Origin of the sequence: Methylosinus sp. RM1, from assembly GCF_011378635.1 — a bacterium.
GTDB classification, from domain to species: domain Bacteria; phylum Pseudomonadota; class Alphaproteobacteria; order Rhizobiales; family Beijerinckiaceae; genus Methylosinus; species Methylosinus sporium.
Genome location: NZ_WOVC01000004.1, coordinates 107,821 through 131,607 on the forward strand (window position 1 = coordinate 107,821; position 23,787 = coordinate 131,607).

The window sequence follows — 23,787 nt, forward strand, 5'->3', positions numbered from 1 at the left end:
GCCCGGCTGTTTAGAGGGAATCCGACTAAGAGGGAAGGGAGATAGAATTTCCGCACGTCACCGCGAGCGCAGCGTCGCGAAAGCCTCGAGCGCTCTTTGGCGCGCGGCGGCGTGATCGACGATGGGGCGCGGATAGGTCTCGCCGAGCGTGACGCCGGCCTCGCGCAGAATGCGCTCCGGCGCGGTCCAGGGCTTGTGGATGTATTTGGCGCCGAGGCGCGCCAGCTCCGGGACGAAGCGGCGCACGAACGCCCCGTCGGGATCGAATTTCTCGCCCTGCAGCACGGGATTGAAGATGCGGAAATAAGGCGCGGCGTCGGCGCCGCAGCCGGCGACCCATTGCCAATTGCCGGAATTATCGGCGAGATCGGCGTCGACAAGCGTGTCCCAGAACCAGCGTTCGCCCTCCCGCCAGGGAAGCAGCAGATGCTTCGCCAGAAAGGAGGCGGCGACCATGCGCAGCCGATTATGCATGAAGCCCGTGCGCCACAGCTGGCGCATGGCGGCGTCGACCAGCGGATAGCCGGTCTCGCCCTTTTTCCAGGCTGCGAGCGCGCCTGCGTCATTCGCCCAGGGGAAATGCGCGAAGGATTTATCGAGCGGCGCCTCCGGCATATCGGGATGGGCGGCGAGCAGATGGTGACAAAATTCCCGCCAGCCGAGCTCGCGCAGAAAGGCGAGGCGGCCCTCCTGCGGAGCGGCGACAGTCGCGCTCCAAATCTGCGATGGCGTAATCTCGCCCCAATGGAGATGCGGCGAGAGGCGAGAGGCGCCGTCCTTCGCCGGAAAATCCCGCAGCAGAGCATAGGCTCCTATGCCGTCGCGCAGAAAATCGGCGAGGCGCCGCTGCGCGCCGGCCTCGCCCGGCCGCCAGCTCTCGCGCAGGCTTTCCGCCCAATCCGGCGCCTTCGGCTGCAGCCGCCAATCGTCGAGCCGATCGCTCGCGGGGGCGGGCGCAGCGTGGAGCTTCTTTGGCGCGGGCAGAGGCGGCGCCGGCTGCAGAAGCCCGGCGAGCGCGCGCCAGAAGGCCGAGAAGACGCGGAAGGGCTTCCCTTGCGCATTGCAGACCGAGCCCGGCTCTGCGAGCAGCGCGCCGGGGAAGCTTTGCGCCGTGACGCCGCGCTCGCGCAGCTGCGCGTCCAGCCGCGCGTCGCGCTTTGTCGCCCAGGGCTCATAAATGCGGCCCCAATAGACGGCGGCGGCGCCGGTCTCCGCGACGAGGCGCGAGAGTTCCGCCTGCGCGTCGCCGCGCCGCAGCGTCAGCGGCGCGCCGCGCTTCTCGAGATCGCGCGAGAGGGCGGCGAGGCTCTCGCGCAGCCACCAGCGCGAGGCGCCGCCGAGCCGCCATTCGTCGCCTTCTTCCTCATCGAGAATGAAGGCGGGGATCAGCGGCGCGCCGGAGGCGATGGCGGCGCTCAGGGCGCAATTGTCGGCGAGCCGAAGATCGCGCCGAAACCAGACTATGGCCGGCGCGCTCAACGCCTCACCTGCGGCGGGTGCGCAGGCTGCCGTAGAAATAATAGAGCGCGAGCCCGGCCGCCATCCAGACGAAGAGGCGGATCCAGGTTTCGATCGGCAGCGCGCCCATCAGCGCGAGGCAGGAGAAAATGCCGCAAATCGGCACCCACGGAATGCCCGGCGCGCGGAAGGGACGATGCAGCTCCGGGTTCTTGCGACGCAGATAGAGCACCGCGCCGCAGACGAGCGCAAAAGCGGAGAGCGTGCCGATCGACACCATCTCGTCGAGAATCTCGATGGGGAAGAGGCCGGCGGCGATCGCCACCAGCATGCCGACGACGATCTGGCTGATCGCCGGCGTTTTATAGACCGGATGCAGCTTGGCGAAGACGGGCGGCAGCATGCCGTCATGCGCCATGGAGTAGAAGACGCGCGTCTGGCCGAAGAGCAGCGCCAGAATGACGGTGGTGAGGCCGGCGAGCGCGCCGATCTTGACGATCCAGGCCATCCAGGAGGCGCCGGTGGCGTCCATCGCCACGGCGATCGGGTCCGGCACATTGAGCGCCGTGTAGGAGACGACGCCCGTCGCCACGCCGGCGACGCCGATGAACAGCACGGTGCAAATGGCGAGCGAGCCGATGATGCCGATCGGCACATCGCGCTGCGGGAGCTTCGCCTCCTGCGCCGCGGTCGAGACGGCGTCGAAGCCGATATAGGAGAAGAAGACGACGGAAGCGCCGCGCAGCACGCCGCTCCAGCCGAAATGGCCGAATTCCCCGGTGTTCTCGGGCACGAAAGGCGTCCAATGCGCCGTGTCGACGTAGGAGACGCCGAAGAAGATGACGATCAGCACCACGGCGAGCTTCACAAAGACGATGAAATTGTTGAAGCGCGAGGATTCGTGCGTGCCGCGCGCGAGCAGCAGAGAGAGCGCCAGCACCACCAGCGCCGCCGGCAGGTTGAAGACGCCATGGCCGGCCGCCGCGCCCGCATGGCTCGGATCGGCGAAATAGGCCGTCGTCCATTCCGGCGGCAAATCAATTCCCAATCCATGCAGAACGCGGTTGAAATAGCCGGCCCATCCGACCGCGACAGTCGCTGCGCCGAGGCCATATTCGAGCACCAGATCCCAGCCGATGATCCAGGCGAAAATTTCGCCCAGCGTGGCGTAGGTATAGGTGTAGGCGCTGCCCGCGACGGGAATGAGCGCCGCGAGCTCGGAATAGCAGAGCGCGACAAAGGCGCAGGCGAGCCCGGCGAGCGCGAAGGAGAAGACGACGCCCGGCCCGGCGAATTTCGCCGCCACAGTGCCGGTGAGCACGAAAATGCCGGCGCCGATGATGCCGCCTATGCCGAGCGCGGTGAGCGAGAAGGGCCCGAGCGCGCGCGCGAAATTGCCGCCGTCCTCGAGATGATTCTCGGCGAGAATTTCATCTACGCTCTTGCGAGCGAAAAAATTGCGCGTCGGCGCAGGCGCGCCGGTCGTCGTGTCTTGCACCACGAGGAGACCCCTTCTCAGCATCGGCGCCGACGCGAAATCGCGCAGCCCGTGATCGGGCCGCGATTATGGTTGCGCTGTGAATAGGATACAAGAGGCGCAGGCGCGACCGGAGCCATGGCGGAATTGTCGTGTTTCCGACGCGGGCCGCCGCGCGACTTCGCCGAAAGAGCCGAATCGTGCGGTTTCGGTCGCGAAACGCCGAGGCGCTCGCGCGCGGCTCGGTTGTTGCAAGTCTTCGCCGATACTCCCCCGGCGCCCGGCCGGGCCAGCTGGAGCGGCGCGATGAATCCGCGTTTTGGTTATCTCTGCCTGTTCGACAATCCGACCTCGGAGGCCGGCCGCGCCTTGACGCGCCAGCTCATATTGGTGCGCGAAGCCGAGCGAATGCGTTTCGACGACATATGGTTCGCCGAGCATCATTTCGACGATTATTTTCCGAGCGGCGCCTGCTCGGTGATGCTCGGCTATGCGGCCGGCGTCACCATGCGCGCGCGCATCGGCTCGGCGTCCTTCCTCCCGGCGCTGCGCGATCCGGTCCAGCTCGCGGAAGACGTCGCCAGCATCGATCTCCTGACCAAGGGGCGCTTCAATTTCGGCGTCGCCAGCGGCGCGGATTTTCCCAAGCAGACGGTCGATTTCGGCATTGCGCCGGAAGACGCCAATGCGCGCGGGCTGGAGGCGCTGGAGCTCGTCGAGCGCCTGTTCGCGGAGAGCGAGGTCACGCATAAGGGCAAATATTTCTCGGTCGAGAAGCTGAGCCTCGCGCCGCGGCCCGAGCAGAAGGTGCCGACCTGGATCGCGACGACGGAGAAGAGCACGATTCGTCTCGCCGCGCGCAAGGGCTATGGGCTCATGGCCGCGGCGACTTGCGGCAATGAAGAGCTACGTCGCATTCTCGACATCTATAAAAGCGAGGCCCCGGAGGGCGATCCGCGTCTCATTCTGGCGCGTTTCGGCTTTGCGACGCAGGAACGCGACGAGGCGGTGTCGATCGCCACGCCCTATCTCGAGGATTATTGCGCCAAGGCCAATGCGACGCGCGTCGGCGAGGCGCTCGATCCGCAGGCGCTTTTGTCCATGTCGCTGGTCGGCAGCTATAAGGAGGTCGCCGACCATGTGAACAGGCTGAACGAGGAGTTCGGCGTGCATGGAATCGCGGTCATTCCGACGAGCGCGCAATTCGATACGGTGAAGCGCTGCCTCGCGGCCTTCGTCGACGAGATCCGTCTGCGCCTGCCGGTGGATTGAGGCGAGAGCTGCTTCGCGCCAGCGGCTCTCGCTGTTTCTCACTTGAGCTGATCGGCGACCTTGTCGAGCGCCGCCTTGGCGCAGGCCTCGTCCTTGTCGCCGCCCGGCGCGCCGGAGACGCCGACGCCGCCGATCACGACATCGCCCGCCTTGATCGGCAGAGCGCCCTGCGCCGCGATCACATTGGCGAGATGCACGGCGCTCGTCGTCGGATTGTCCTTCACCCGCTGCGCGAATTCGCCCGACGGCGTGCGGAATGTGCGCGAGGTGTAGGCCTTGCGATGGCTGTTTTCGAAAGTATGCGGCGAGGCGCCGTCGCCGCGAATGGCGATGAGAATCTGACCCTGCTCGCCGACCACCGTCACCGAAATGCGATAGCCCTGCTGATAGCAGGCGTCATAAGCGGTCTGCGCGATGGCGAGCGCGATCGGCGTCGAAAGAGTTTTCTGCGTGACGAGTTCGGCATGGGTGGGAGCGAGCGTCGCAATGAGCGCGCCGGCGGCGGCGAAAGAGGCGAGGATTTTCGACTTCATAGTCACTCCGGGGAATGCGCGATGTCGTGACGGAATGTCTCGATCGAACCCGAATGGGACGATAAATCGATAATTGCTATAGACTATATTTCAAGTCAAGCGATTTGCTAGGGTTTGGCTGCGCGGTTCCCATTCTTCGGGCGTCGGCGCCGCGAGACGATAATTCTCTCATTATACTCAATAAAAGAAGGATAATTCGTTGTACGCGGATGCGGCGCCATCGCCGAAGACGCGGCCAAAAATGCTTGACCACGGCCGAAGCCGCCCATTACAAAATATGTTCCAAATGGGATTTATAGATGACGAAATCGAAGCCTTCCGCCGTCGCCGAACCGCCGCTCCGCAGTGGGATGGAAAATTCCGAGCGCCTCGCAGATACGGTCGCGCGGCGGCTCGAGCGATTGATCACGCGCAAGGGACGCAGCTTGGAGCGCATCGCCGAATTGAGCGGCGTCGACGCCGCGGAGCTGCGCGCGATCGTGGACGGATCGACGGCGGCGACGATCGCGCATCTGTGGCGTATCGCCAATGCGATCGGCGTTCCCTTCGGAAGCCTCGTCGCCGCGAAGGAGCGCAGCGGCGTGCTCGTGATGCGCAAGGCCAGCCCGCAGGTCATCGGATCGCAGGACGGAAATTTTCTGTCCCGCCCTTTGTTTCCTTACGACAGCGCGCGTCCTGTGGAGTTCTACGAAGTCACCATTGCGCCGCTGCATCGCGAGCGCGCCGAGGCCCATGCGCCGGGCGCGAAGGAGACGCTGGTCATCGCGCAGGGCGAGATCGAGATCGTCGCGGGACGTGAGCCGCCGGTGCGACTCGCAGCGGGCGATGCGGTCGATTTCCTCGCCGACGTGCCACATAGCTATCGCAATCTCGGCGAGACGCCGGCGATAATGTTTTTGGTGATGTCCTACGCAGACCCCGAAGCGACGATCGACGATTGATCGAGGGATGCGGCTGCGCCCGACGTCGTGACAGCGGCGGCGTGGAGCGGGCAAAATTTCGACCATAATCCTGTCTTTTTTGTAGACTTTATGAATCGCCCCGCTTAAACTCCACTTACAGCATCGGAAATTAGCCGTGCATGTCACGGAATTCAGAGGCTACCTCTTACGAAAGCACATGCAGTCGATAGGCTGTAGAGAAACGAGGGTTGCGGGCTCATGACGAAGACATTGAAAAGATCCGTGATCGCAATGATGTTGAGCGCCTCCGTGGCCGCCCTCGCGATCGCCGAGGAGCAGAAGGCTCCGGCCCAGGATTCGCCGCGCGCGAGCAAGCCGCATTGGGCGTGGCAGCCGGTCTATCAGCCCTTCGCGCCCGATGTGCAAAAGAAGGATTGGGCGCGCTCGTCCTTCGACGCCTTCGTGCTCGCGAAGATCGAAGGGCGCAAACTGACGCCGTCGCCGGAGGCCGATCGCGCCACTTTCATCCGCCGCGCGACGTTGGACGCCTGGGGCCTCATTCCGACGCCCGAAGAGGTCGCGGCTTTCGAAAGCGACGCCAGCCCCGACGTCTATGAGAAGCTCGTCGATCGTCTGCTCGCTTCGCCGCGCTACGGCGAACGGCAGGCGCGGCTGTGGCTCGATCTCGCGCGCTACGCCGACAGCGCCGGCTTCCAGAACGACAATAATCGCCTCAACATGTTTCGCTATCGCGATTATGTGATCGGCGCCTTCAACGCGGACAAGCCCTATTCGCAATTCATCCGCGAGCAGATCGCGGCGGACGAGATCGCGCCGGGCGATCAGGAGGCCCTGGTCGCGACCGGATTTCTCGCCGGCTATCCGGACAACAGCAATTCGCGCGATCTGGTGCAGCGCAAATATCAGATCACGACGGATATAGTGGACACGGTCGGCCAGGCGATCCTCGGCACGACGGTCGGCTGCGCGCGCTGCCACAATCACAAGACCGACAAGTTCACGCAGAAGGATTATTACTCGCTGCAGGCCTTCTTCGCCAACACCGCCTTCGACGAGCGGCTGCCGGCCAAGAAGGGCGAGGTGGAAGCCGAATTCCAGAAGGAGCAGGCCGTCTATAACGAGGCGACCAGGGCCATTCGCGCGCGGCAGAAGGAGATCATCGACTCGGTCCGCGAGGCGGCGCTCAAATATCACAAGGAGCGCTATCTCACCGACAGCCGCGAATCGATCTTCAAGCCGAAGGACCAATGGACCGCATTGGACCGCTGGGTCAATCACCGTCTCGATTCGGTGACGAACGACGCCGCCCTCGCCGGCTTTCTGCGTTATGCCGCCGATGACAAGAGCGCGCCCGAGCACAGCAAGGAGATCGTCGAGAAGGCGGACGAATATCAAAAGCTGACGCAAGAGCTGCGCAAGTTCCAGAATGTGCGCTCGAACAAGGGCTCGCTCAATTATACCGCCGCCACCGAGCTCGGCCATAGCGATGCGCCGCCCACCTATATTTTCTTCGGCGGCAATCACGAGAAGCCGCTCGAGGAGGTGCAGCCCGCCTTCCCCGAGGCGTTGACGAGCGAGACGCCGGACATAAAGCCGACGGCGACCTCCTCCGGCCGCCGCACCGCGCTCGCCGATTGGCTGGTGAGCGAGAAGAACCCGCTCACCGCCCGCGTCTTCGTCAATCGTGTGTGGAACCAATATTTCGGCAAGGGAATCGTCGGCACGGTCAGTGATTTCGGCAAGGCCGGCGACAAGCCGGCCAATCAGGAGCTGCTCGATCATCTCGCTTTCACTTTCGTGAAGGACGGCTGGAGCGTGAAGCGGCTGCATCGCTCCATCCTGCTCTCGGCGACTTATCGTCAATCCTCCGACTATCGCGAGGATGTCGCCAAGGCCGATCCCGAGAACAAGCTGCTCGCCGTCTTCCCGCGCAAGCGTCTCGAGGCGGAAGAGATTCGCGATTCTATCCTGCTGGCGTCCGGCCGTCTGAACGAGCGCGTCGGCGGACCGAGCGTGTTTCCGCCCATTCCCGCCAATCTCGCCGGCAGCGGCAATTTCAACAATACGGATCCATCCTGGACGACCTCGAAGGACCCGCAGGATCACGTGCGTCGCAGCCTCTATATTTTCACGCGCCGCAGCCTGCCCTATCCGCTGCTGGAAACCTTCGACATGGCGAATCCGCAGCAGATCCACAGCAAGCGCGATGTGACGACGACGCCGCTGCAGGCGTTGACGCTCTACAACAGCGATCTCGTCTTTCAATGGTCGCAGGCGCTCGCGGGTCGGGTGATCGAGGAGGCGGGCGACAATGAGCGCGCGCAGATCGAGCGGCTCTATCTGGTCCTCTTCGGCCGCAAGCCGAGCGAGGCGGAGACGAAGGCGCTGAACGCCTTCCTCGACCAGCATCAAAAGACGATCGCCGCCAAGGCGGAGAACGGCAAATTGTCGCTCGCCGTTCCAGTGACGACGAAAGCGCGTTTCGTCGATCCGCTGCGGGCGTCTGCCTTCGTCGATCTCGTGCACACCGTCGTGAACAGCAACGACTTCGTCTATCGCTTCTGAACCAGGGAGAGCAGACAATGCTCATCGAGACATCGCGTCGCGAATGGCTGCGCAGCGCAGCCTATGGAGTGGGTGGTTTCGCCGTCGGCGGCATGATGCCCGGCGGCGGCTGGCTCGGCGTTCCGCAGGCCAACGCCGCGAGCTTCGTCGATCCGCTGGCGGCCAAGCAGCCGCATTTCCCGGCCAAGGTGAAATCGGTCATCTGGCTGCATATGGACGGCGCGCCGAGCACGCTCGATCTCTACGACTACAAGCCCGAGCTCGAGCGGCTCGCCGGGCAGGACATTCCGGCCTCTTTCCTCGAGGGCATCAAGACCTCGACTCAGGGCGGCGTCGGCAAGCTCTTCGTCTCCAACAAGCGCAGCTGGAAGCAATATGGCGAGAGCGGCGCCTGGTTCTCCGACCTCCTGCCCAATCTCGCCCAGCACGCCGACAAGCTGACCTTCGTCAAATCCAGCGTCACTGTCGGCGCCACGCACGACATTTCGATCTTGAAGCTCAACACCGGCGATTTGAGCCCCGGCCGTCCCTCGCTCGGCGCCTGGGTGGCTTATGCGCTCGGCGCCGCGAACCCCGATCTGCCGCCCTATGTCGTGCTCTATGGCGGCCAGCGCGAGCCGCGCGCCGGCTCGGTCAATTGGAGCTCGGGATTTCTGCCGGCGGTCTATCAGGGCACGGCGTTCCGTCCCGGCGCGCAGCCGATATTGCATCAGGCGCCGCCGGAGCTGATCGGCCTGGAGCAGCAGCGCGAGAGCCTCGACCTCCTGCATCGGCTCAACGATCTTCGCTCCGCCGCGCGCCCCGACGACAGCGAGCTCGCGGCGCGGACCAATTCCTACGATCTCGCCTATCGCATGGAGGCCACCGCGCCGGAGGCCGTCGATCTCTCCAAGGAAACCGAGGCCACCAAGGCGCTCTACGGCCTCGACAATGAGGCGACGGTCAACATGGGCACTGTGCTGCTGCGCGCCCGTCGTCTTGTCGAACGCAATGTGCGCTTCGTGCATGTCGTGTCCGGCCCGATCAATGCGCTCGGCCAGGGCGACGACGCCAGCTGGGACGCGCATCGCGCGCTCGAGCGCAATCACGGCAATCATGCGCGCGCGATCGACAAGCCGGTCGCCGGCCTGCTCGCCGATCTGCAGTCGCGCGGCCTGCTCGACGACACGCTCGTCGTGTGGACGTCGGAATTCGGCCGCACGCCCTACGGCCAGAGCGGCGATGGGCGCGATCATAATCCGTGGGGCTATACGCAATGGCTCGCCGGCGGCGGCTTGAAGCATGGCCTCACCTATGGCCGCACCGACGAGCTCGGCCTCAAGACGGTCGAGAATCCGGTCGACACCTATGACCTTCACGCAACTGTGCTGCAGCTCCTCGGCCTCGATCATCTGAAGACGATCTATCTGCGCGCCGGCCGCGCCGAGCGTCCGACTGTCGTCTATGGCAAGGTCGTGAACGACATTCTCGCCTGACGAGAGGCGCCGGAGCTATGACGCTCCGGCGCGCCCCGCATTCGAAAACCTCGAGCAGGATTTCAAAGCAGCGTCATGAGCCGCAATCCCGCCTATCGCATTTTCCTCACACGTTCGGCGCTCTGCGCCATCCTCGTCGCCACGCCGGCGCTGGCGGCGCTGGACCTGCGCGATTACGACGACGATCTGATGCGCGATCTCGAAAAGACCATCAAATATTTCGAGCCGGACATCACCGCGCAAAATGCGCAGGCGGCGAAAGAGGATGCGGAAGTGCTGCTCGATGGATTTCGCTATACGGAGGACTATTTCGCCAAGCGCGGCAAGGACGACGCCGTGGCGATCTCGCGCGACGGCGCGCGCCTCGTCGCGGATGTCGTCGCCAAGGTCGAGATCGGCGAATTCGAAGCCGCAGCCGCCTCGGCGCGCGAGGCGACGCAAGTCTGCAAATCCTGCCATGAAATCTACAAGCCCCGTCTCGCACGCTGAGCCAGAGGAAATTTCGATGACGCGTAAGACCGCAAACGAGTTCCCGCCCGGAATTTTGAAGCTCTTCGATCTCTTCGTGCATGGCGACATCGATCGCCGCGGCTTCGTCGAAGGCGCCAAGACATTCGCCATCGGCGCCGCTGCCGCGACGGCCTTCCTCGAGGAGCTGCAGCCGCGCTTCGCCGAGGCGGAAGTGGTCAAGAAGGACGATCCGGGCATCATCGGCAAGACGATCGAGGTTCCCTCGCCGGAGGGCAATGGCGTGGCGAAGGGTTATTTCGTGCAGCCCGCCAAGCCGCAGGGCAAATTGCCGGCGGTGCTGGTGATCCACGAAAATCGCGGTCTCAATCCGCACATAGAGGATATCGCCCGCCGCCTCGCGCTCGCCGATTTCATCGTCTTCGCGCCGGATGCGCTGGCGCCGCTCGGCGGCTATCCCGGCGACGAGGACCAGGCGCGCCAGCTCTTCCAAAAGCTCGATCAGCCGAAGACGCGCAATGATTTCATCGCCGCCTTCGGCGCGCTGAAGAATTCCCCGCTCGGCAATGGCAAGGTCGGCGCTGTGGGCTTCTGCTATGGCGGCGGCGTGGTGAATTTCCTCGCCACCAAATTGCCCGACCTCGCCGCCGGCGTTCCCTTCTATGGCGCGCAGCCGCCGGCCGAGGAGGTCGCGAAGATCAAATCCCCGCTGCTCATCCAATATGCGGGCGTCGACGATCGCATCAACGCCGGCTGGCCCGCCTATGAGACGGCGCTGAAAGCCGCTCACGTCGATTATCAGGCCTTCGTCTATCCGGGCGTGCAGCACGGCTTCAACAATGACACGACGCCGCGCTATGACGCCGCGGCCGCCGAGCTCGCCTGGAAGCGCACCGTCGATTTCTTCAACGCGCGTCTGCGCGCCTGACCGGATAGGACACGCTATGAAAGCCACGACGCTCTTCCTCGGCCTCGCGCTCGGCGCCGCCTCGACGGCGCTATTCGCCGCCGGCGCCTTTGCGCAGCAGGCGGCGACGCCCGCTGCTCCTGCGCCCGCGGCTACAGCGCCTGCTGCTCTTGCGCCCGCTGCTCCTGCAGCCGCCGCGCCCGTCACGCCGCAGAACGATCCGGCCTATACCTATAAGACGCTGCGCCTCAATCGCGCCGCCTTCGACGCGCTGCTGGCGAAGCCGGAGACGCTGCTGGTTCTCGACATTCGCCGGCCCGACGAACTGACCAAGATCGGCGGCTTCCCCGCCTATCTGAGCATTCAGACGAAAGACATTCAGAAATATCTCTCCTTCATTCCGCGCGACCGGCTGATCGTCACCGTCTCCAATCGCGCGCATCGGGCCGGCGCCGTGGGCGATATTCTCGCCGGGCTCGGCTATCATGTCGTCGGCGCGATCGGCGTGCGGGACTATCAGGACGAGGGCGGAGTTCTGACCAAGATCGAGCACCCGGCGCCGACGGCCGCCGCTGCGGCGCCGGCCAATAGCGCCAAGTGAGGCGAAGATGCGTAAATCTGCAATTCTCTCGGCGATGCTGGCGGCGTTCGCCGCTTCTCCCGCCTCTGCCGCTCTGAAGACGGGCGCCGCCGCGCCCGATTTCAGCGCGCCGGCCGCGATCGGCGGAAAGGACTTCGTCTTCTCTTTGGCCGAGGCGCTGAAGAAAGGACCCGTGGTCCTATATTTCTACCCCAAATCCTTCACGCGCGGCTGCACGATAGAAGCGCATGAGTTCGCCGAAAATTACGACAATTTCGCCGCGGCCGGCGCATCGCTGATCGGCGTTTCCGCCGATTCGATCGCGACGCAGCGCGAATTCTCCACCAAGGAGTGCCGCGACAAATTCCCCGTCGCCGCGGACCCGAATTTCTCCATCATCGACGCCTATGACGCCAAGCGCGACCGCCCGGCGCAGAATGGCGCCGCGGTCTCGGACCGCATCTCCTATGTCGTGACGCCGGACGGCAAGATCGGCTCGACCTTTGTGAGCGCCGATCCGCTCGAGCATGTCTCACAAACGCTGCAATTCGTACGACAATGGCGGGACAGCCACAAGCACTGAAAGCCCAACCTCTGCATAAAGGGACGAATATGAGTCGGCATTTCAATACCGCGCGCGCGCTCGTCGGCGGCGCGCTCGTCGCCGCTTGCGTTGCGATAAGCACGGCCGATGCGCAGGCGCCCGGCCCCTCTCCGGCGAAAATCGCGGTCGAGAATCGCAAGGCGGAATTCACGCTCATCGGCAATTTCTTCCGCTGGTTCGGCGCCGTCGCCAGGGGCAACGCCCCCTATGACGAGGCCGAGGCGAAGAAGCGCGCCGCGCGCATCGCTTATCTCGCAGAGTTTCTCGACGAATCCTTCCCCGAGATTTCCAATGTCGGCGAGCCGGACAGCAAGGCGAAGCCGGAGGTCTGGAAAGAGAAGGCGGATTTCGACAAGAAGCTCGCCAAATTCAAGGACGACGCCCGCATCTTCGCGGAGACGGTCGCCAAGGAGAAAGGCGCGACCGAAGCCTTCAAGACCGCGGTGGCGAACCTCGGCCAGGACTGCAAGGGCTGTCACGACTCCTACAAGGCGAAGTGAGCCCGAACGCGACAGCGCGACGAGACGAATGACAGCAGTAATCGACAGGCCGCCCGACACAGGGGCGGCCGCGCAATCGAAAGAACGGCGGCTGGTGTGGGATCTGCCTTTGCGGCTGTTCCACTGGTCGCTCGTCGTCTCCTTCATCGGCGCCTATGTGACCAACAGGCTCGGAGTCGCCTGGTTCGATTGGCATGTGCGATTCGGCTACGCCGTCCTCACGCTCGTCGTCTTTCGCGCGCTCTGGGGCCTGTTCGGCGCCGAGCACGCGCGATTCGCGAGCTTTCTGCGGCATCCGCGAGAGGCGTGGCTCTATGGGCGTCGCCTTTTGCGTAACGAGGCGCCGCTCTACCCCGGGCACAATCCGCTCGGCGCGCTGATGGTCGTCGCTCTGCTGCTCGGCCTATTGGCGCAGGCGACGATGGGGCTGTTCGCCAATGACGAGATTTTCAATGTCGGCCCCTTCGCCAGCGCGGTGAGCAAGGAGACGAGCCTTCTGCTCACCTCTCTGCACAAGAGGGGTTTCTATGTGCTGGCGGCCGCGGTTTTCATTCATGTCGCGGCGGTGATCGCCTATCTGGCGGTGAAGCGCGAAAACCTCGTGCGCGCCATGATCACCGGCTATAAGCGCGCCGAATCCGTCCATCCGAAGGATGAGATCACGAGCTCCCGCCTGCCGCTGGCGGCGCTGTTGCTGCTTCTCGTCGCTCTCGCGCTCGCCGCGCTGACCTCGCTCGCGCCTGTCGTCGGCGCCGGGGGCGATGGGTTTTGAGCAGAGAGCGGCGCCGCGGCGACGAAAAAGCGCCGGCGCTGCGGCGTCCGGCGTCGAGCCCGCCGCAGCGGAAATCGACCTGCGCCCCGAGTTCGACAAGAATGGAGCGAGACAGCGGCGCCAGGCGTCGTCATTCGATGGGACGTGGTTCGACGCCGCTCGGGCGATGAAATGATGGCGCGTTTTTTTCCGGCTCGATGGCGATGGTCGCGGTCATTTTTGGTGCGAGCAGCAAGTCCGCATTGGGAGCGTCGAGAACGATCCTATATGAAGCGGCTTTGGCGGCGCCGGGCGCCAGCCTGGAGATTTGCGTCACTTGTCCGGAGAAGACGCGTTTCGGGAGAGACGCGACGACGAAGGTCGCGGGGCTTCCGATTCTCACCTCTCCTATCTCGTCCGCTTCATGCAGGATCGCGTCGATCTTCACGACGCCGGGGTCGGTGGAGACGAGGAAAAGCGCCTTGTGCGCGTCGCCGACCGTTTGTCCGACCTCCGCGTCACGCGCGACCACTGTTCCCGCGACCGGTGCCGCGATCTTCGTTCGGGCGAGATCGTCTTCCGCTGCGCGCAGAGCCGCGCGGCTCGAGGCGTAGGACTCTTCCTCCGCCGCCACGCGTCGCTGCGCCGCTTCGAGCATCGTCATAAAACGGGCCTTCGGCCGGCCGCTTTCGATCTGCTTCCTGACGCGCGCCAGATGGGCCTTCGCCTGCTCGAGCCGGCGTGTCGCCGAGGTGAGATCGGCCTTGCTCTGCGAGGCGATGGTCCGATACGGCCCAGGATCGATCTCGGCGCAGATCTGGCCCGCCACGACCTTGGTTCCACGATCGCAATAGACCGCTTCGATCCTTCCCGAAATACGCGTCTCGATCGGCGTCGCGCCGATCGCCTCGACGACGCCTTCCGCCGTCACCGACGGCGAACGAAAGGGGCTCCCCCACCGGCCATAGAGCCAGACGCTTCCCAGCATGATCGCGAGCGCGAGCGCGCCGAGCGCCAGCCGTCGGCGCCATCTCGCGCCGCGCATCGCGTCCGAGACCCGGTCGAGCGCCGACGCGGCTCCTTCGGTTCTCGCGCGTTCGATAGTCCGAGCTCGCTCCCGACCGAGCGGCGGCGAAGCCGCCTGCTCGTAAATGTCCTCCTCCTGCGCATTGTGCAGGCGCGCAAGAGCTTCGATCGACTCGATGATGCGCTGCCCGTCGCGGATCGCATATTTGTCGGGCTCATTGTCGCGCAGTCCGTCCGACAGGCGCGCCAGGAGCCTCGCCTGGTGACGAATCTCGCGATGGGCGCGACTCATGGCGCCGAGCGCCGCGCCGTCCGGAAGAAAGCTCGAAATGCGCGGATAGATGGCGCTCTCGTCCTCGCGCTCATGCGCGAGGATCGTCTCGCCGACGAGCCGATCGGCCTCGAGGATATAATCGGCCGCGCGCTGCGGCGGCGCCTCGTCCAATGCGTCGGCGATCTGCCGCAGGCGATCGAGACACGCTGTGATTTCTTCATGGCCCTTCCGCAAGGCGCGCGCGGCGGTCTCCGGCATCGGCGTTCGGCCAGCGGCGACGCCGGGGCCGAGCGCGCGCAGCGCATTGAGGATCACGGCGATGTCGATCGCCTCCTGGATCAGCGCTCCAGCGACCGGGGTCACGAAACCGAAAGCGGCGGCGGCCATCGTCACGCCGGACAGCGTCATCCCGACCACTATGCTTTGAAGTGCGATGGCGCGGGTGCGGCGCGCGATGGCCACCGCCTCCGGCACGCTGTCGATGCGATCGACGAGAATGACGACGTCGGCGGCCTCCGAGGAGGCGCTGGCGCCGCGCGCGCCCATGGCGACCCCGACATCGGCGGCAGCCAAAGCGGGGGCGTCATTGATTCCGTCGCCGACCATCAGAGTCGGCGCGAGCCGCTGCTCCATCGCGACAGCGTCGACCTTATCGGAGGGGACTCTGTCGGCGAGCACGGCGTCGAGATCGAGAGCCGCCGCGATCGTTTCGGCCGCGTCCGGCCTATCGCCCGTCACCATGATGATCTTCGAGACGCCGATGTCGCGAAGGGCGCGAACCGCGCGCGGCGCTTCGCGGCGAAGCTCGTCGGCGAGCAGCAGCGCGGCGATGGGCCGTCCGTCCACGGATATGAAGACCGTGAGAGCGGAGCGCCAGGAGGCGCGACGCGCGGCGCGGGCCGCCCAGTCCGCGACGGGCGTCCCCTGGTGAACGAATGAAAGGGAGCCGACGCGCAGCGCGGCGCCCTCGACCTCGCCTGCGATTCCGGTCCCGAGCGTCTCGCGGACATTGCGCGGAACCTGCAGCGCGAGGCCCCGCTGCGTCGCGGCGGAGACGATGGCGGCGGCGATTACATGATGAGACGCCTGCTCGAGCGAGGCGGCGAGCCGCAGCGCTTCATCTTGCGCCTCGTCCGGGGCCGTCTCGATCGCGACGAGCCGCGCGCCGCCGACCGTCAGCGTCCCGGTCTTGTCGAACATGACTGTGCGGGTGCGGGCGAGCGCCTCCAGAGGCCCGCCCCCTTTGATCAATATGCCGCGCCGCGCGGCCTGAGAGGCGCCCGCGATGAAAGCCGCCGGCGCGGCGAGGATCAAAGGACAGGGCGTCGCTGCGACGAGCACAGCCAAGCCGCGAACCGGGTCCTGCGAGAGCGCCCATGCGGCGCCGGCGACCAGGAGCGCGGCGGGCAAGAGCAGCAGCGCATAGCGATCCGCCATCCGCATGAAGGGGGCCTTGGCGCTCTGCGCCGCCGTCACCAGAGCGACGATGCCGGCGTAAGCGCTCTCCCCCGCCAGAGCGGAGGCCTGCATCTCGAAGGCTTCGCCGGCGTTCACGGTTCCGCTCAGCACGGCTTCGCCGGCGTGGCGAATGACCGGCAGTGGCTCGCCCGTCACCGCCGATTCGTCGAGCGAGGCTTCCGAGCTGGCGATCTGGCCATCGACCGGGACGACCTCGCCGGCGCGGACCAGCAGCATGTCGCCGACCCGGATCGCATCGATGGGGACGTCCTCGATCTCTTGCGCGACGCGCCGATGGGCGGAGCGAGGAGCGCGATCGACCAGCGATCTCAAATCGCGCTCGGCGCGCCCGACGGCGAGATCCTCCAGCACATTGCCGCCCGCATACATGACGGCCACGATCACGCCGGCCAGCGTCTCGCCGAGCGCCAAGGCCGCCGCCATGGACAGAAAGGCGATGGCGTCGACGCCGGTGCGCCCGGCGCGAAGGTCGCGAATGATCGCGATGGCGAGGCTCGCTGCAACTGGGACCGCGCCCGCGGCCCAGATCCAGCGCGCGACGCCGGGCGATCCGATGAAAGCGACGACGAGGCCCGCCATCAAAGATGCGAGGGAAAATAGGATCAGGGCTCGGCGCCAGAACCGTTCTTTCGCTGTCGGACTCATTCTGTCCACGCCGAAACGTCGCGACGGACCCGCGCGCGGATCGCCGAAGAGCGGCTCGACCGAAAGCACGAGCCGATCCGAAGGCCGCCGCAGCTGCGAATCCTCCCACGATCGAGGTCTGAAAGGCGGCTCGCGCACGACCCACCCGGTTGAAATATCCTTTTGCAACTCGGAACGCCAATAAGGCGAGGCCCGTCGCGAAGATCGAGCTTCGCAGCGCCGCCTCGAGCCGCCGCTTCTGCATTGGACAGACGCAGCAGACGCTCGGCGAAAGGCGCAGCCCCTGCTACGGAGCTCGACAATGACCATTTCGATGCTTCAATGAGTCCGGGCGGTGAAACCCGGAAAGGCGGCTCCTTCGTAGCGAGCGGATTCGAAAGCCCGAAGACCTTCGATCGCGAGCGGTCGTCACGCTTTGCGAGCGCTGCCCGGCAAATTCGTCGAGCCGGAGCCCTCGCGCCGCCAACTTAGCGCGATGCGGCTCTAATGACTATGGCGCGTCGGCGCGCGCTCGCTTCCTCTACGATCCTCAGCTTGGACGCCAGCAGCCATGCCCGCCTACGCAGGCGACGCCAGGAAGCGGATGGCGGAACGGGAGGCGGCTCCGAGGAAAGCGGTCACTCGCCGCTCGCCGCGGAAAGCGAGCCTGAAGGCTCGCGGTCCGGGGAGCGGATCGGACCGCGAGTCTTCAGGCTCGCTTCCACCTCCGCGCGGATCGGCTCCAACTCCTCCTCCGAAAAGGTCTCCTTATCGAGCAGCCGCTTCGCCGACTCCTCATGAATGCTCGCGCACGCCTTCAAAATCCCAGTCGCGCGGATGAAAGCGTCGTTCACCAGCTCCCGCACGGCGCGGTCGATGCGGGCGCTGGTCTCCTCGCTCGCCTCAGAGCGCTGGCCGAGATCGCCGATGTCGAGATAGCGCGGCCGCTCCGCGATATAGGAGGCCTGACCGACCGCGGGCTCCATGCCGTAGCGCGTCGCCATGGAGCGGGCCATTTCGGTGGCGCGTTGCAGATCGTCGGCGGCGCCGGTCGTCGCCTCGTGGAACACATTCATCTCCGCCGCGCGGCCGCCGAGCAGAACCGTCATGCGATTCATCAGCTCCGAGCGCGTCATCAGATAGCGATCCTCGGTCGGCATTTGCATCGTATAGCCGAGCGCGCCCATGCCGCGCGGAATGATCGAGACCTTCTTGATCGGATCCATATCCGGCAGCGCCATGGCGACGATCGCATGGCCCATCTCGTGATAGGCGACGATGCGCCGCTCGCGCGGATGCAGCAGGCGATTGCGCTTCTCCGGCCCCGCGATCACGCGCTCGATCGCAGAAGTGAAGTCGTCCAACGTCACCGAGACCGCGCGCCGCCGCGTCGCCAATGTCGCCGCCTCATTGACGAGATTGGCGAGATCGGCGCCGGTGAAGCCCGGCGTCATCGCCGCAATCTGCGCGGGATCGATATCGGCGCCGAGCTTGATCTTGCGCAAATGCACCCCGAGAATCGCGGCGCGGCCGATCTTGTCCGGCCGATCGACAGAAATCTGCCGATCGAAGCGCCCGGCGCGCAGCAGCGCCGGATCGAGCACCTCGGGCCGATTGGTGGCGGCGAGCAGCACGACGCCGGAAGAAGGATCGAATCCGTCCAATTCGGCGAGCAATTGATTGAGCGTCTGCTCCTTCTCGTCATGCCCGCCGGAAAGGCCGGAGATTCCGCGCGCGCGGCCGAGCGCGTCCAATTCGTCGATGAAGATGATGCAGGGCGCAGAGGCGCGCGCCTGCGTGAAGAGATCGCGCACGCGCGCGGCGCCGACGCCGACGAACATCTCCACGAATTCCGAGCCGGTGATAGAGAAGAAGGGCACGCCCGCCTCGCCCGCCACGGCGCGGGCGAGCAGGGTCTTGCCGGTGCCGGGCGGGCCGACGAGAAGAATGCCTTTGGGAACGCGCGCCCCGAGACGCCCATAAGTCTTGGGATCTTTCAGAAAGGCGACGATCTCCTGCAATTCCTCCTTCGCCTCGTCGACGCCGGCGACATCGGCGAAGCCGACCTTCACATCCGTCTCGACGAAAATCTTGGCGCGGCTCTGGCCGATCTGCATGACCGAGCCGAGACCTTGCGTCATGCGGCGCGACAAATAGCTCCAGACGAGAAAAAACAGCGCGATCGGCACGACCCAGGAGAGCAGAGTCGAAACCCATGTGTTTTCGACGACGCCGGAATATTGGACCTTCGCCGCCTCCAGCTCCGCGGCGACGTCGGTCGGCACGCGCACGGCGACGATCTGCTTGCGGCCATCCTTCATCGGCTCCTTCAGAGTCGCGCGCATGATGTCGGCGCCGACCTCGACCGAGGCGATCTTGCTGTCGCGCAGAAGGGTCTGGAACTCGCTATAGGGAACCACCTCGGTCTGGCGATAGACTGTCCACATCTGCTGCAATATGAGCACGCCGGTCAGCGCCAGAAGAAAATAGGCGATGTGAAAAGACCAAGCCTTGTCTTTCGGGGGCTTCTCCATCGTCGGGCCTCGTCGTCGCTCTATGTGGCTCGCACGGAGAGGCGAGCCGTTTACATATAGGCGCCGACGCGAGCTTATCCACTCCGCGACGACCGCACGCTCAGACGAGGCGCCCGCGCGCCGCGGCCTCGAGGAAATCCTCGAGCGCATGGATGTAATCCATATCCTCGAAAGCCCTGTGCTTGTTCGCGGCGACGAAGCCGGCGAGCGAAGCGCGCGCGGCGCGGTCGCGTCCCAGGCGCACGGCGATCTCGACATAATCGTCGAGCGAAGAGGCGATCGTCTCCTCGCAGCCGATGCGGCGCAATATCGCCGCCGTATGGCGCCCGCGCATGAAATCGCCCGGCAGCGTCACGATCGGGCGATCGGCGCCGAGCAGGTCGAGCGTCGAGCGGCCGCCCGACCAGCCGGGCGTGTCGAGAATGATGTCGGAAGCGGCCGCGGCCGCGATGAACAGCTCCTGCGGCATTTGCGGCAGGATCACGCAATGGTCGTCCGCACGGAGCCCCGCCGCGGCGAAGACGCGCTCCATTCGCGCGCGAAACGCCGCCGTCACCGCCTCGCTCTTGGCGAAGGCGATGAAGAGGAATTTGCACGGACCGACCGCTGCGGCGATGCGCGGAAAGACGGCGTCGTAGCAGGGCAGATATTTGTAGAGCGCCTGTCCCGAGAAGAAGATCGGCGCATAGGGCTCCGCGCCGAAGAGCGTGCGGTCGAGCTTTTGCGGCGCGAGCGTCTCCGCCGTGTAATGCAGGCCGAGATTGGGCATAGGCGCCAGGCGCTCCGTATAGAAGCGTTCGGCGCCGTCCGGCTCCATCAGCGCGCTCGACAGAAAATAATCGATCGTCGACAGGCCGCTCGTTTCCGGCTGGCCCCAGGCCATGCATTGAACGGGCGCGAGACGCTGCGCCGCCAGCCAGCCGGACACGGGATCCATGCCGATCTCGGGATAGAGCAGAACATGCGGAGCGGCGGCGACGATGGCGTCGCGCCAGCCTTCTGGCGTCGAAGGCTCGCGCGGAAAATGCTCGCAGGCCTGCGCGGCGCGAATCGTGTCGGCGTCCTCGGTCTTGCCCGTATGAAAGCCGATGAGCTCGAAGCGCGTGCTGTCGAGCTCGGCGATCCAGCTCTCGAGAAAGAGACGAAAAACCGTGTGACGGCAGAAGAAGCCGCTCACTATGCCGACGCGTATGCGCTCGCCGGCCGCCGGCGGCGCGGCGAGCGGCGCCGCGGGATAGGCCCGCGCCAGAACGCGGCAGGCGAATTCGCCATAGAGCGTCTGCAATTTTCGATCGTCTTCGCCCTGATAGGGAAGGAAGAAGGGCTGCGTCGCGCCGATCGCCGGCGCGAGCGTGGCGGCGATCATTGCATCCTGCGAAGACTCGGCGAGACGATCGAGCGCTTGCGCATAGCGCGCGCGGCGCAGGGCGATCTCCTCCTGCGTGTCATAGAGGATCGGCAGCTCGGCCATTGCGAGCGCGATGCGCGCGCCGCCGTGACGCGGATCGGCCGCGATCGCGGCGCGATGACGCGCGACCGCGTGATCCGTGCGTCCCTCGAGATGCAGCAGGCAGCCGAGATTATAATGCGCGTCGGACAGGTCGGGCTTCAGCGCGAGCGCGCTCTCATAGCAGACGATCGCTTCCGTATGGCGGCCGAGCTCTTGAAGCACGACGGCGAGATTGTTCCAATAAGCGGCGTCGCCGGGCGCGAGACGAACGGCGATCGAGAGCCGCGTCGCCGCTTCGCTCCAGCGTCCGCGCCGCATCAGCCAGGCGCCGAAATTGCCTTGCGCCTCGACGAGCCGCGGCTCGAGCTCTATGGCGCGCAGAAAGGCCGCTTCCGCCTGCGCGGCCGGTCCGATCTCGGCCAGCGCATTGGCGAGATTGTACCAGATTTCCGGCCGGTCCGGCGCGCAGCGCGCGGCCTCGGCGTAATGCTTGGCGGCTTCCGCGCGGCGGCCGAGCTCGGCCAGCGCGATGGCGAGATTGCAATGCAGCTCGCCCGAGCCCGGACGCAGCGCCACGGCGGCGCGATAATCCTCCACCGCCTCGTCGCGCCGCCCGAGCGAGCGCAGCGCGAGCGCGCGGCTGTGGTGATAGATCGCATGGCCCGGGGCGATAGCCATCGCCTCGTCGATCAAGCAGAGGCCGGCCTCCATCGCGCCGCGCTCCACCTCGAGCAGACCGAGAAGATGCAGGCTGTCGGCATGTCTCGGGTGGGAAGCGAGAACGCCGCGATAGAGCGCGGCCGCTTCCTCGACCTCGCCCGCCTCATGGCGCGCGCGCGCCTCTCGAAAAGCCGAATCCGGCGTAACATCGTTCATGAGCGTCGCGAATCGTCCCGCGTCGGTCGCGCCCGAATCGGGCAGGATCGCAATCTTTGCTCTATCTCGGCCATAGCTGTTGCGCCAGCTTGTTCGGCGTGTTTCTGAAACGCGAATGAATGCGCCATGCTCTGCGCCGCGCTAGATGTCGGTGGGACGCGAGGCGGCATTGCAAGCCTCGGTAGGTCGTTCGCCGGCGGCGCTCGCCGTGAGAGTGAGAGGTCCAATGGACGCGCTCCAGCCGAATGCGGCTCCCCGCTGGGAATGGCGCATCTTCGGCGCCGATCTCGCGGCGCTGGAGGCCAGGCTCGGCTCGCCGACGAGCCTGCCGCGCCGCAGCGACGAAATCTATCTTCTGAACGCGCTGACGCCGCATTCGGCCAAGATTCGCGACGCGGCGCTCGAGGTGAAGCGGCTGCTGCGCGTCGACGACGGATTGGAATTATGGGAGCCGGCTTTCAGAGCGGCGTTTCCGCTGACGGCGGAGCGTCTGGCGGCCGCCGCCGCCGCTCTGGCGCTGCCGCCGAGCCGTCTCGATCGCAGCGCCTACGACGAGGCGCATTTTCTCGAGGAGGTCGTCGCCCCTTGCCCCGCTCTGCGCGCCGTCGCGGTGCGAAAATCGCGTCTGCGCTTTTGCTTTCACGGTTGCGCGGCGGAATTCGTGCGATTGCAGATCGGCCCCGCGCCGATGGAGAGCGTCGCGCTCGAGAGCGCGGACGAGCGGCGGCTCGCCGAAGCGCTCGCCGCCCTCGACGCCGATCCGCGGGTCAATGTGAATTTTCCCAAAGGCGTCGAACGCGCCGCCGCTCTGGCGAGCTGATCACGAGGAGGAGGATGGAATGGGCGTGGAGATCGAGCGAAAATTTCTGGTGACGCGCGAGCTGTGGCGGCCGCGCAACGACGGCGTCGCCTTTCGCCAGGGCTATCTCTCGCGCGTCGAGGATCGCGTGGTGCGCGTGCGCACCGCTGGCGGCGCCGCCTTTCTGACGATCAAGGGCCGCACGTCCAACGTCACCCGCTCGGAATTCGAATATCCCATTCCCGTCGAGGATGCGCAGCTCATGCTCGATCGCCTCTGCGAGCGCCCGCTCATCGAGAAGACGCGCTATGAGGAGGTGTTCGGCGGCCATATCTGGACCGTCGACGTGTTCCAGGGCGAGAATGACGGTCTGATCGTCGCCGAGATCGAGCTCGGCTCGGAGGAGGAGAACTTCGACCGTCCCGGCTGGCTCGGCCGCGAAGTCTCGGGCGATCCGCGCTATTTCAACTCGGAATTGTCCAAACGGCCCTTCGGCTATTGGGACGCGCCATAGGCCGCGGGCCGCCCCGCTTCGACAAAACCCCCGGAAATCGGCTAAAGCTCGCTCTCCCTCGAGAAAGCGAATCAAAAGCCATGACCATCCGCCTGCATTCGGGCGACCTGCCGGACGGCGCCGATCTCGGCCCCGTCGTCGCCATCGATACGGAAACGCTCGGCCTCAATCCGCATCGCGACCGGCTCTGCCTCGTCCAGCTCTCCGGCGGGAACGGCGACGCCGATCTCGTGCGCATCGCCCCGGGCCAGACCGCCGCGCCCAATCTGACGCGTCTGCTGGCCGACCCGAAAGTGCTGAAGCTCTTTCATTTCGCGCGCTTCGACATCGCTATCCTCGCCAAGACCTTCGGCGTGACGGCGGAGCCCGTCTATTGCACCAAGATCGCCTCCAAGCTCACCCGCACCTATACGGATCGGCATGGGCTGAAGGATCTCGTGCGCGAATTGCTCGGCGTGGAAATCTCCAAGCAGCAGCAATCCTCCGACTGGGGCGCGGCGACGCTCTCGGACGCCCAGCTCGCCTATGCGGCCTCCGACGTGCTCTATCTCCATGCGCTGCGCGAGAAGCTGGACGCCACGCTGGCGCGCGAGGGGCGCGCCGATCTCGCCGCCCGCTGCTTCGACTTTCTGCCGACGCGCGCGCGGCTCGACCTCGCCGGCTGGCCGGAGACAGATATTTTCTCGCATGAATGACGC

General features: G+C 65.6%; 19 protein-coding genes and 1 pseudogene. 13 read left to right on the top strand and 7 right to left on the bottom strand.

Annotated elements, in window-relative coordinates; all coding sequences use genetic code 11:
* Positions 1-57 precede the first annotated feature (57 nt).
* Positions 58-1,479: a deoxyribodipyrimidine photo-lyase gene (locus FMZ75_RS03850; protein WP_166141381.1), complete on the bottom strand. Its 1,422-nt coding sequence runs from the start codon at positions 1,477-1,479 to the stop codon at positions 58-60.
* 4 nt (positions 1,480-1,483) lie between these two features.
* On the bottom strand, positions 1,484-2,959 hold the full coding sequence (locus FMZ75_RS03855) for an amino acid permease (RefSeq protein ID WP_166141382.1): 1,476 nt from the start codon (positions 2,957-2,959) through the stop codon (positions 1,484-1,486).
* Positions 2,960-3,241: 282 nt separating this feature from the next.
* Between FMZ75_RS03855 and FMZ75_RS03860 the strand changes: the two genes are divergently transcribed.
* Positions 3,242-4,207 carry an LLM class flavin-dependent oxidoreductase gene (locus FMZ75_RS03860; protein ID WP_246728751.1) on the top strand — a complete coding sequence of 322 codons (966 nt, stop codon included), beginning with the start codon at positions 3,242-3,244 and terminating at the stop codon, positions 4,205-4,207.
* Between the two features lie 38 nt (positions 4,208-4,245).
* On the opposite strand, the gene FMZ75_RS03865 is transcribed toward FMZ75_RS03860, so the two are convergent.
* On the bottom strand, positions 4,246-4,740 hold the full coding sequence (locus tag FMZ75_RS03865) for a heme-binding protein (RefSeq protein WP_142862771.1): 495 nt from the start codon (positions 4,738-4,740) through the stop codon (positions 4,246-4,248).
* A gap of 299 nt (positions 4,741-5,039) precedes the next feature.
* On the opposite strand from FMZ75_RS03865, the gene FMZ75_RS03870 reads away from it, so the two are divergent.
* From FMZ75_RS03870 to FMZ75_RS03910, 9 genes are all read left to right on the top strand, one after another.
* A complete protein-coding gene (locus FMZ75_RS03870; protein ID WP_142862770.1) occupies positions 5,040-5,681 on the top strand; it encodes a helix-turn-helix domain-containing protein in 642 nt (213 codons plus the stop codon).
* A gap of 219 nt (positions 5,682-5,900) precedes the next feature.
* Positions 5,901-8,228, top strand: coding sequence for a DUF1549 and DUF1553 domain-containing protein (locus tag FMZ75_RS03875; protein WP_166141384.1), 2,328 nt, complete (start codon positions 5,901-5,903; stop codon positions 8,226-8,228).
* Positions 8,229-8,245: 17 nt separating this feature from the next.
* On the top strand, positions 8,246-9,703 hold the full coding sequence (locus tag FMZ75_RS03880; RefSeq protein WP_108915378.1) for a DUF1501 domain-containing protein: 1,458 nt from the start codon (positions 8,246-8,248) through the stop codon (positions 9,701-9,703).
* Positions 9,704-9,778: 75 nt separating this feature from the next.
* Entirely contained in the window at positions 9,779-10,192 is a 414-nt protein-coding gene (locus FMZ75_RS03885; protein ID WP_108915377.1) for a hypothetical protein, read from the top strand.
* Between the two features lie 16 nt (positions 10,193-10,208).
* The gene (locus tag FMZ75_RS03890) at positions 10,209-11,099 is read left to right on the top strand and encodes a dienelactone hydrolase family protein (RefSeq protein ID WP_166141385.1); all 891 of its coding nucleotides are present in this window, start codon (positions 10,209-10,211) and stop codon (positions 11,097-11,099) included.
* 16 nt (positions 11,100-11,115) lie between these two features.
* Positions 11,116-11,679, top strand: coding sequence for a rhodanese-like domain-containing protein (locus tag FMZ75_RS03895; RefSeq protein WP_246728752.1), 564 nt, complete (start codon positions 11,116-11,118; stop codon positions 11,677-11,679).
* A gap of 7 nt (positions 11,680-11,686) precedes the next feature.
* Positions 11,687-12,241, top strand: coding sequence for a peroxiredoxin (locus FMZ75_RS03900; protein WP_166141387.1), 555 nt, complete (start codon positions 11,687-11,689; stop codon positions 12,239-12,241).
* Positions 12,242-12,270: 29 nt separating this feature from the next.
* Positions 12,271-12,762, top strand: coding sequence for a cytochrome c (locus FMZ75_RS03905; protein ID WP_142862764.1), 492 nt, complete (start codon positions 12,271-12,273; stop codon positions 12,760-12,762).
* A 28-nt stretch (positions 12,763-12,790) separates the two neighbouring features.
* The gene (locus FMZ75_RS03910) at positions 12,791-13,534 is read left to right on the top strand and encodes a cytochrome b/b6 domain-containing protein (RefSeq protein ID WP_142862763.1); all 744 of its coding nucleotides are present in this window, start codon (positions 12,791-12,793) and stop codon (positions 13,532-13,534) included.
* Between the two features lie 130 nt (positions 13,535-13,664).
* On the opposite strand, the gene FMZ75_RS21490 is transcribed toward FMZ75_RS03910, so the two are convergent.
* The 4 genes and pseudogenes from FMZ75_RS21490 to FMZ75_RS03925 form a co-directional block, all read right to left on the bottom strand.
* Positions 13,665-14,558 (bottom strand): efflux RND transporter periplasmic adaptor subunit, encoded by an 894-nt coding sequence (locus FMZ75_RS21490; protein ID WP_370464666.1) that lies wholly within the window; start codon positions 14,556-14,558, stop codon positions 13,665-13,667.
* An 87-nt stretch (positions 14,559-14,645) separates the two neighbouring features.
* Positions 14,646-16,937 (bottom strand): annotated as a pseudogene (locus FMZ75_RS03915) (heavy metal translocating P-type ATPase); the annotation flags it as partial.
* 617 nt (positions 16,938-17,554) lie between these two features.
* The gene (gene ftsH, locus FMZ75_RS03920) at positions 17,555-19,450 is read right to left on the bottom strand and encodes an ATP-dependent zinc metalloprotease FtsH (RefSeq protein WP_142862761.1); all 1,896 of its coding nucleotides are present in this window, start codon (positions 19,448-19,450) and stop codon (positions 17,555-17,557) included.
* Positions 19,451-19,550: 100 nt separating this feature from the next.
* Positions 19,551-21,776, bottom strand: coding sequence for a tetratricopeptide repeat protein (locus tag FMZ75_RS03925; protein ID WP_166141388.1), 2,226 nt, complete (start codon positions 21,774-21,776; stop codon positions 19,551-19,553).
* A 226-nt stretch (positions 21,777-22,002) separates the two neighbouring features.
* Between FMZ75_RS03925 and FMZ75_RS03930 the strand changes: the two genes are divergently transcribed.
* The 3 genes from FMZ75_RS03930 to FMZ75_RS03940 all read left to right on the top strand — a co-directional run bounded on the left by FMZ75_RS03930 (position 22,003) and on the right by FMZ75_RS03940 (position 23,784).
* Entirely contained in the window at positions 22,003-22,596 is a 594-nt protein-coding gene (locus FMZ75_RS03930; RefSeq protein WP_166141389.1) for a hypothetical protein, read from the top strand.
* Positions 22,597-22,615: 19 nt separating this feature from the next.
* Positions 22,616-23,089, top strand: a complete 474-nt coding sequence (locus FMZ75_RS03935; protein ID WP_166141390.1) for a CYTH domain-containing protein — start codon at positions 22,616-22,618, stop codon at positions 23,087-23,089.
* 80 nt (positions 23,090-23,169) lie between these two features.
* Positions 23,170-23,784, top strand: coding sequence for a ribonuclease D (locus FMZ75_RS03940; protein ID WP_166141391.1), 615 nt, complete (start codon positions 23,170-23,172; stop codon positions 23,782-23,784).
* The last annotated feature ends 3 nt before the right edge of the window (positions 23,785-23,787 follow it).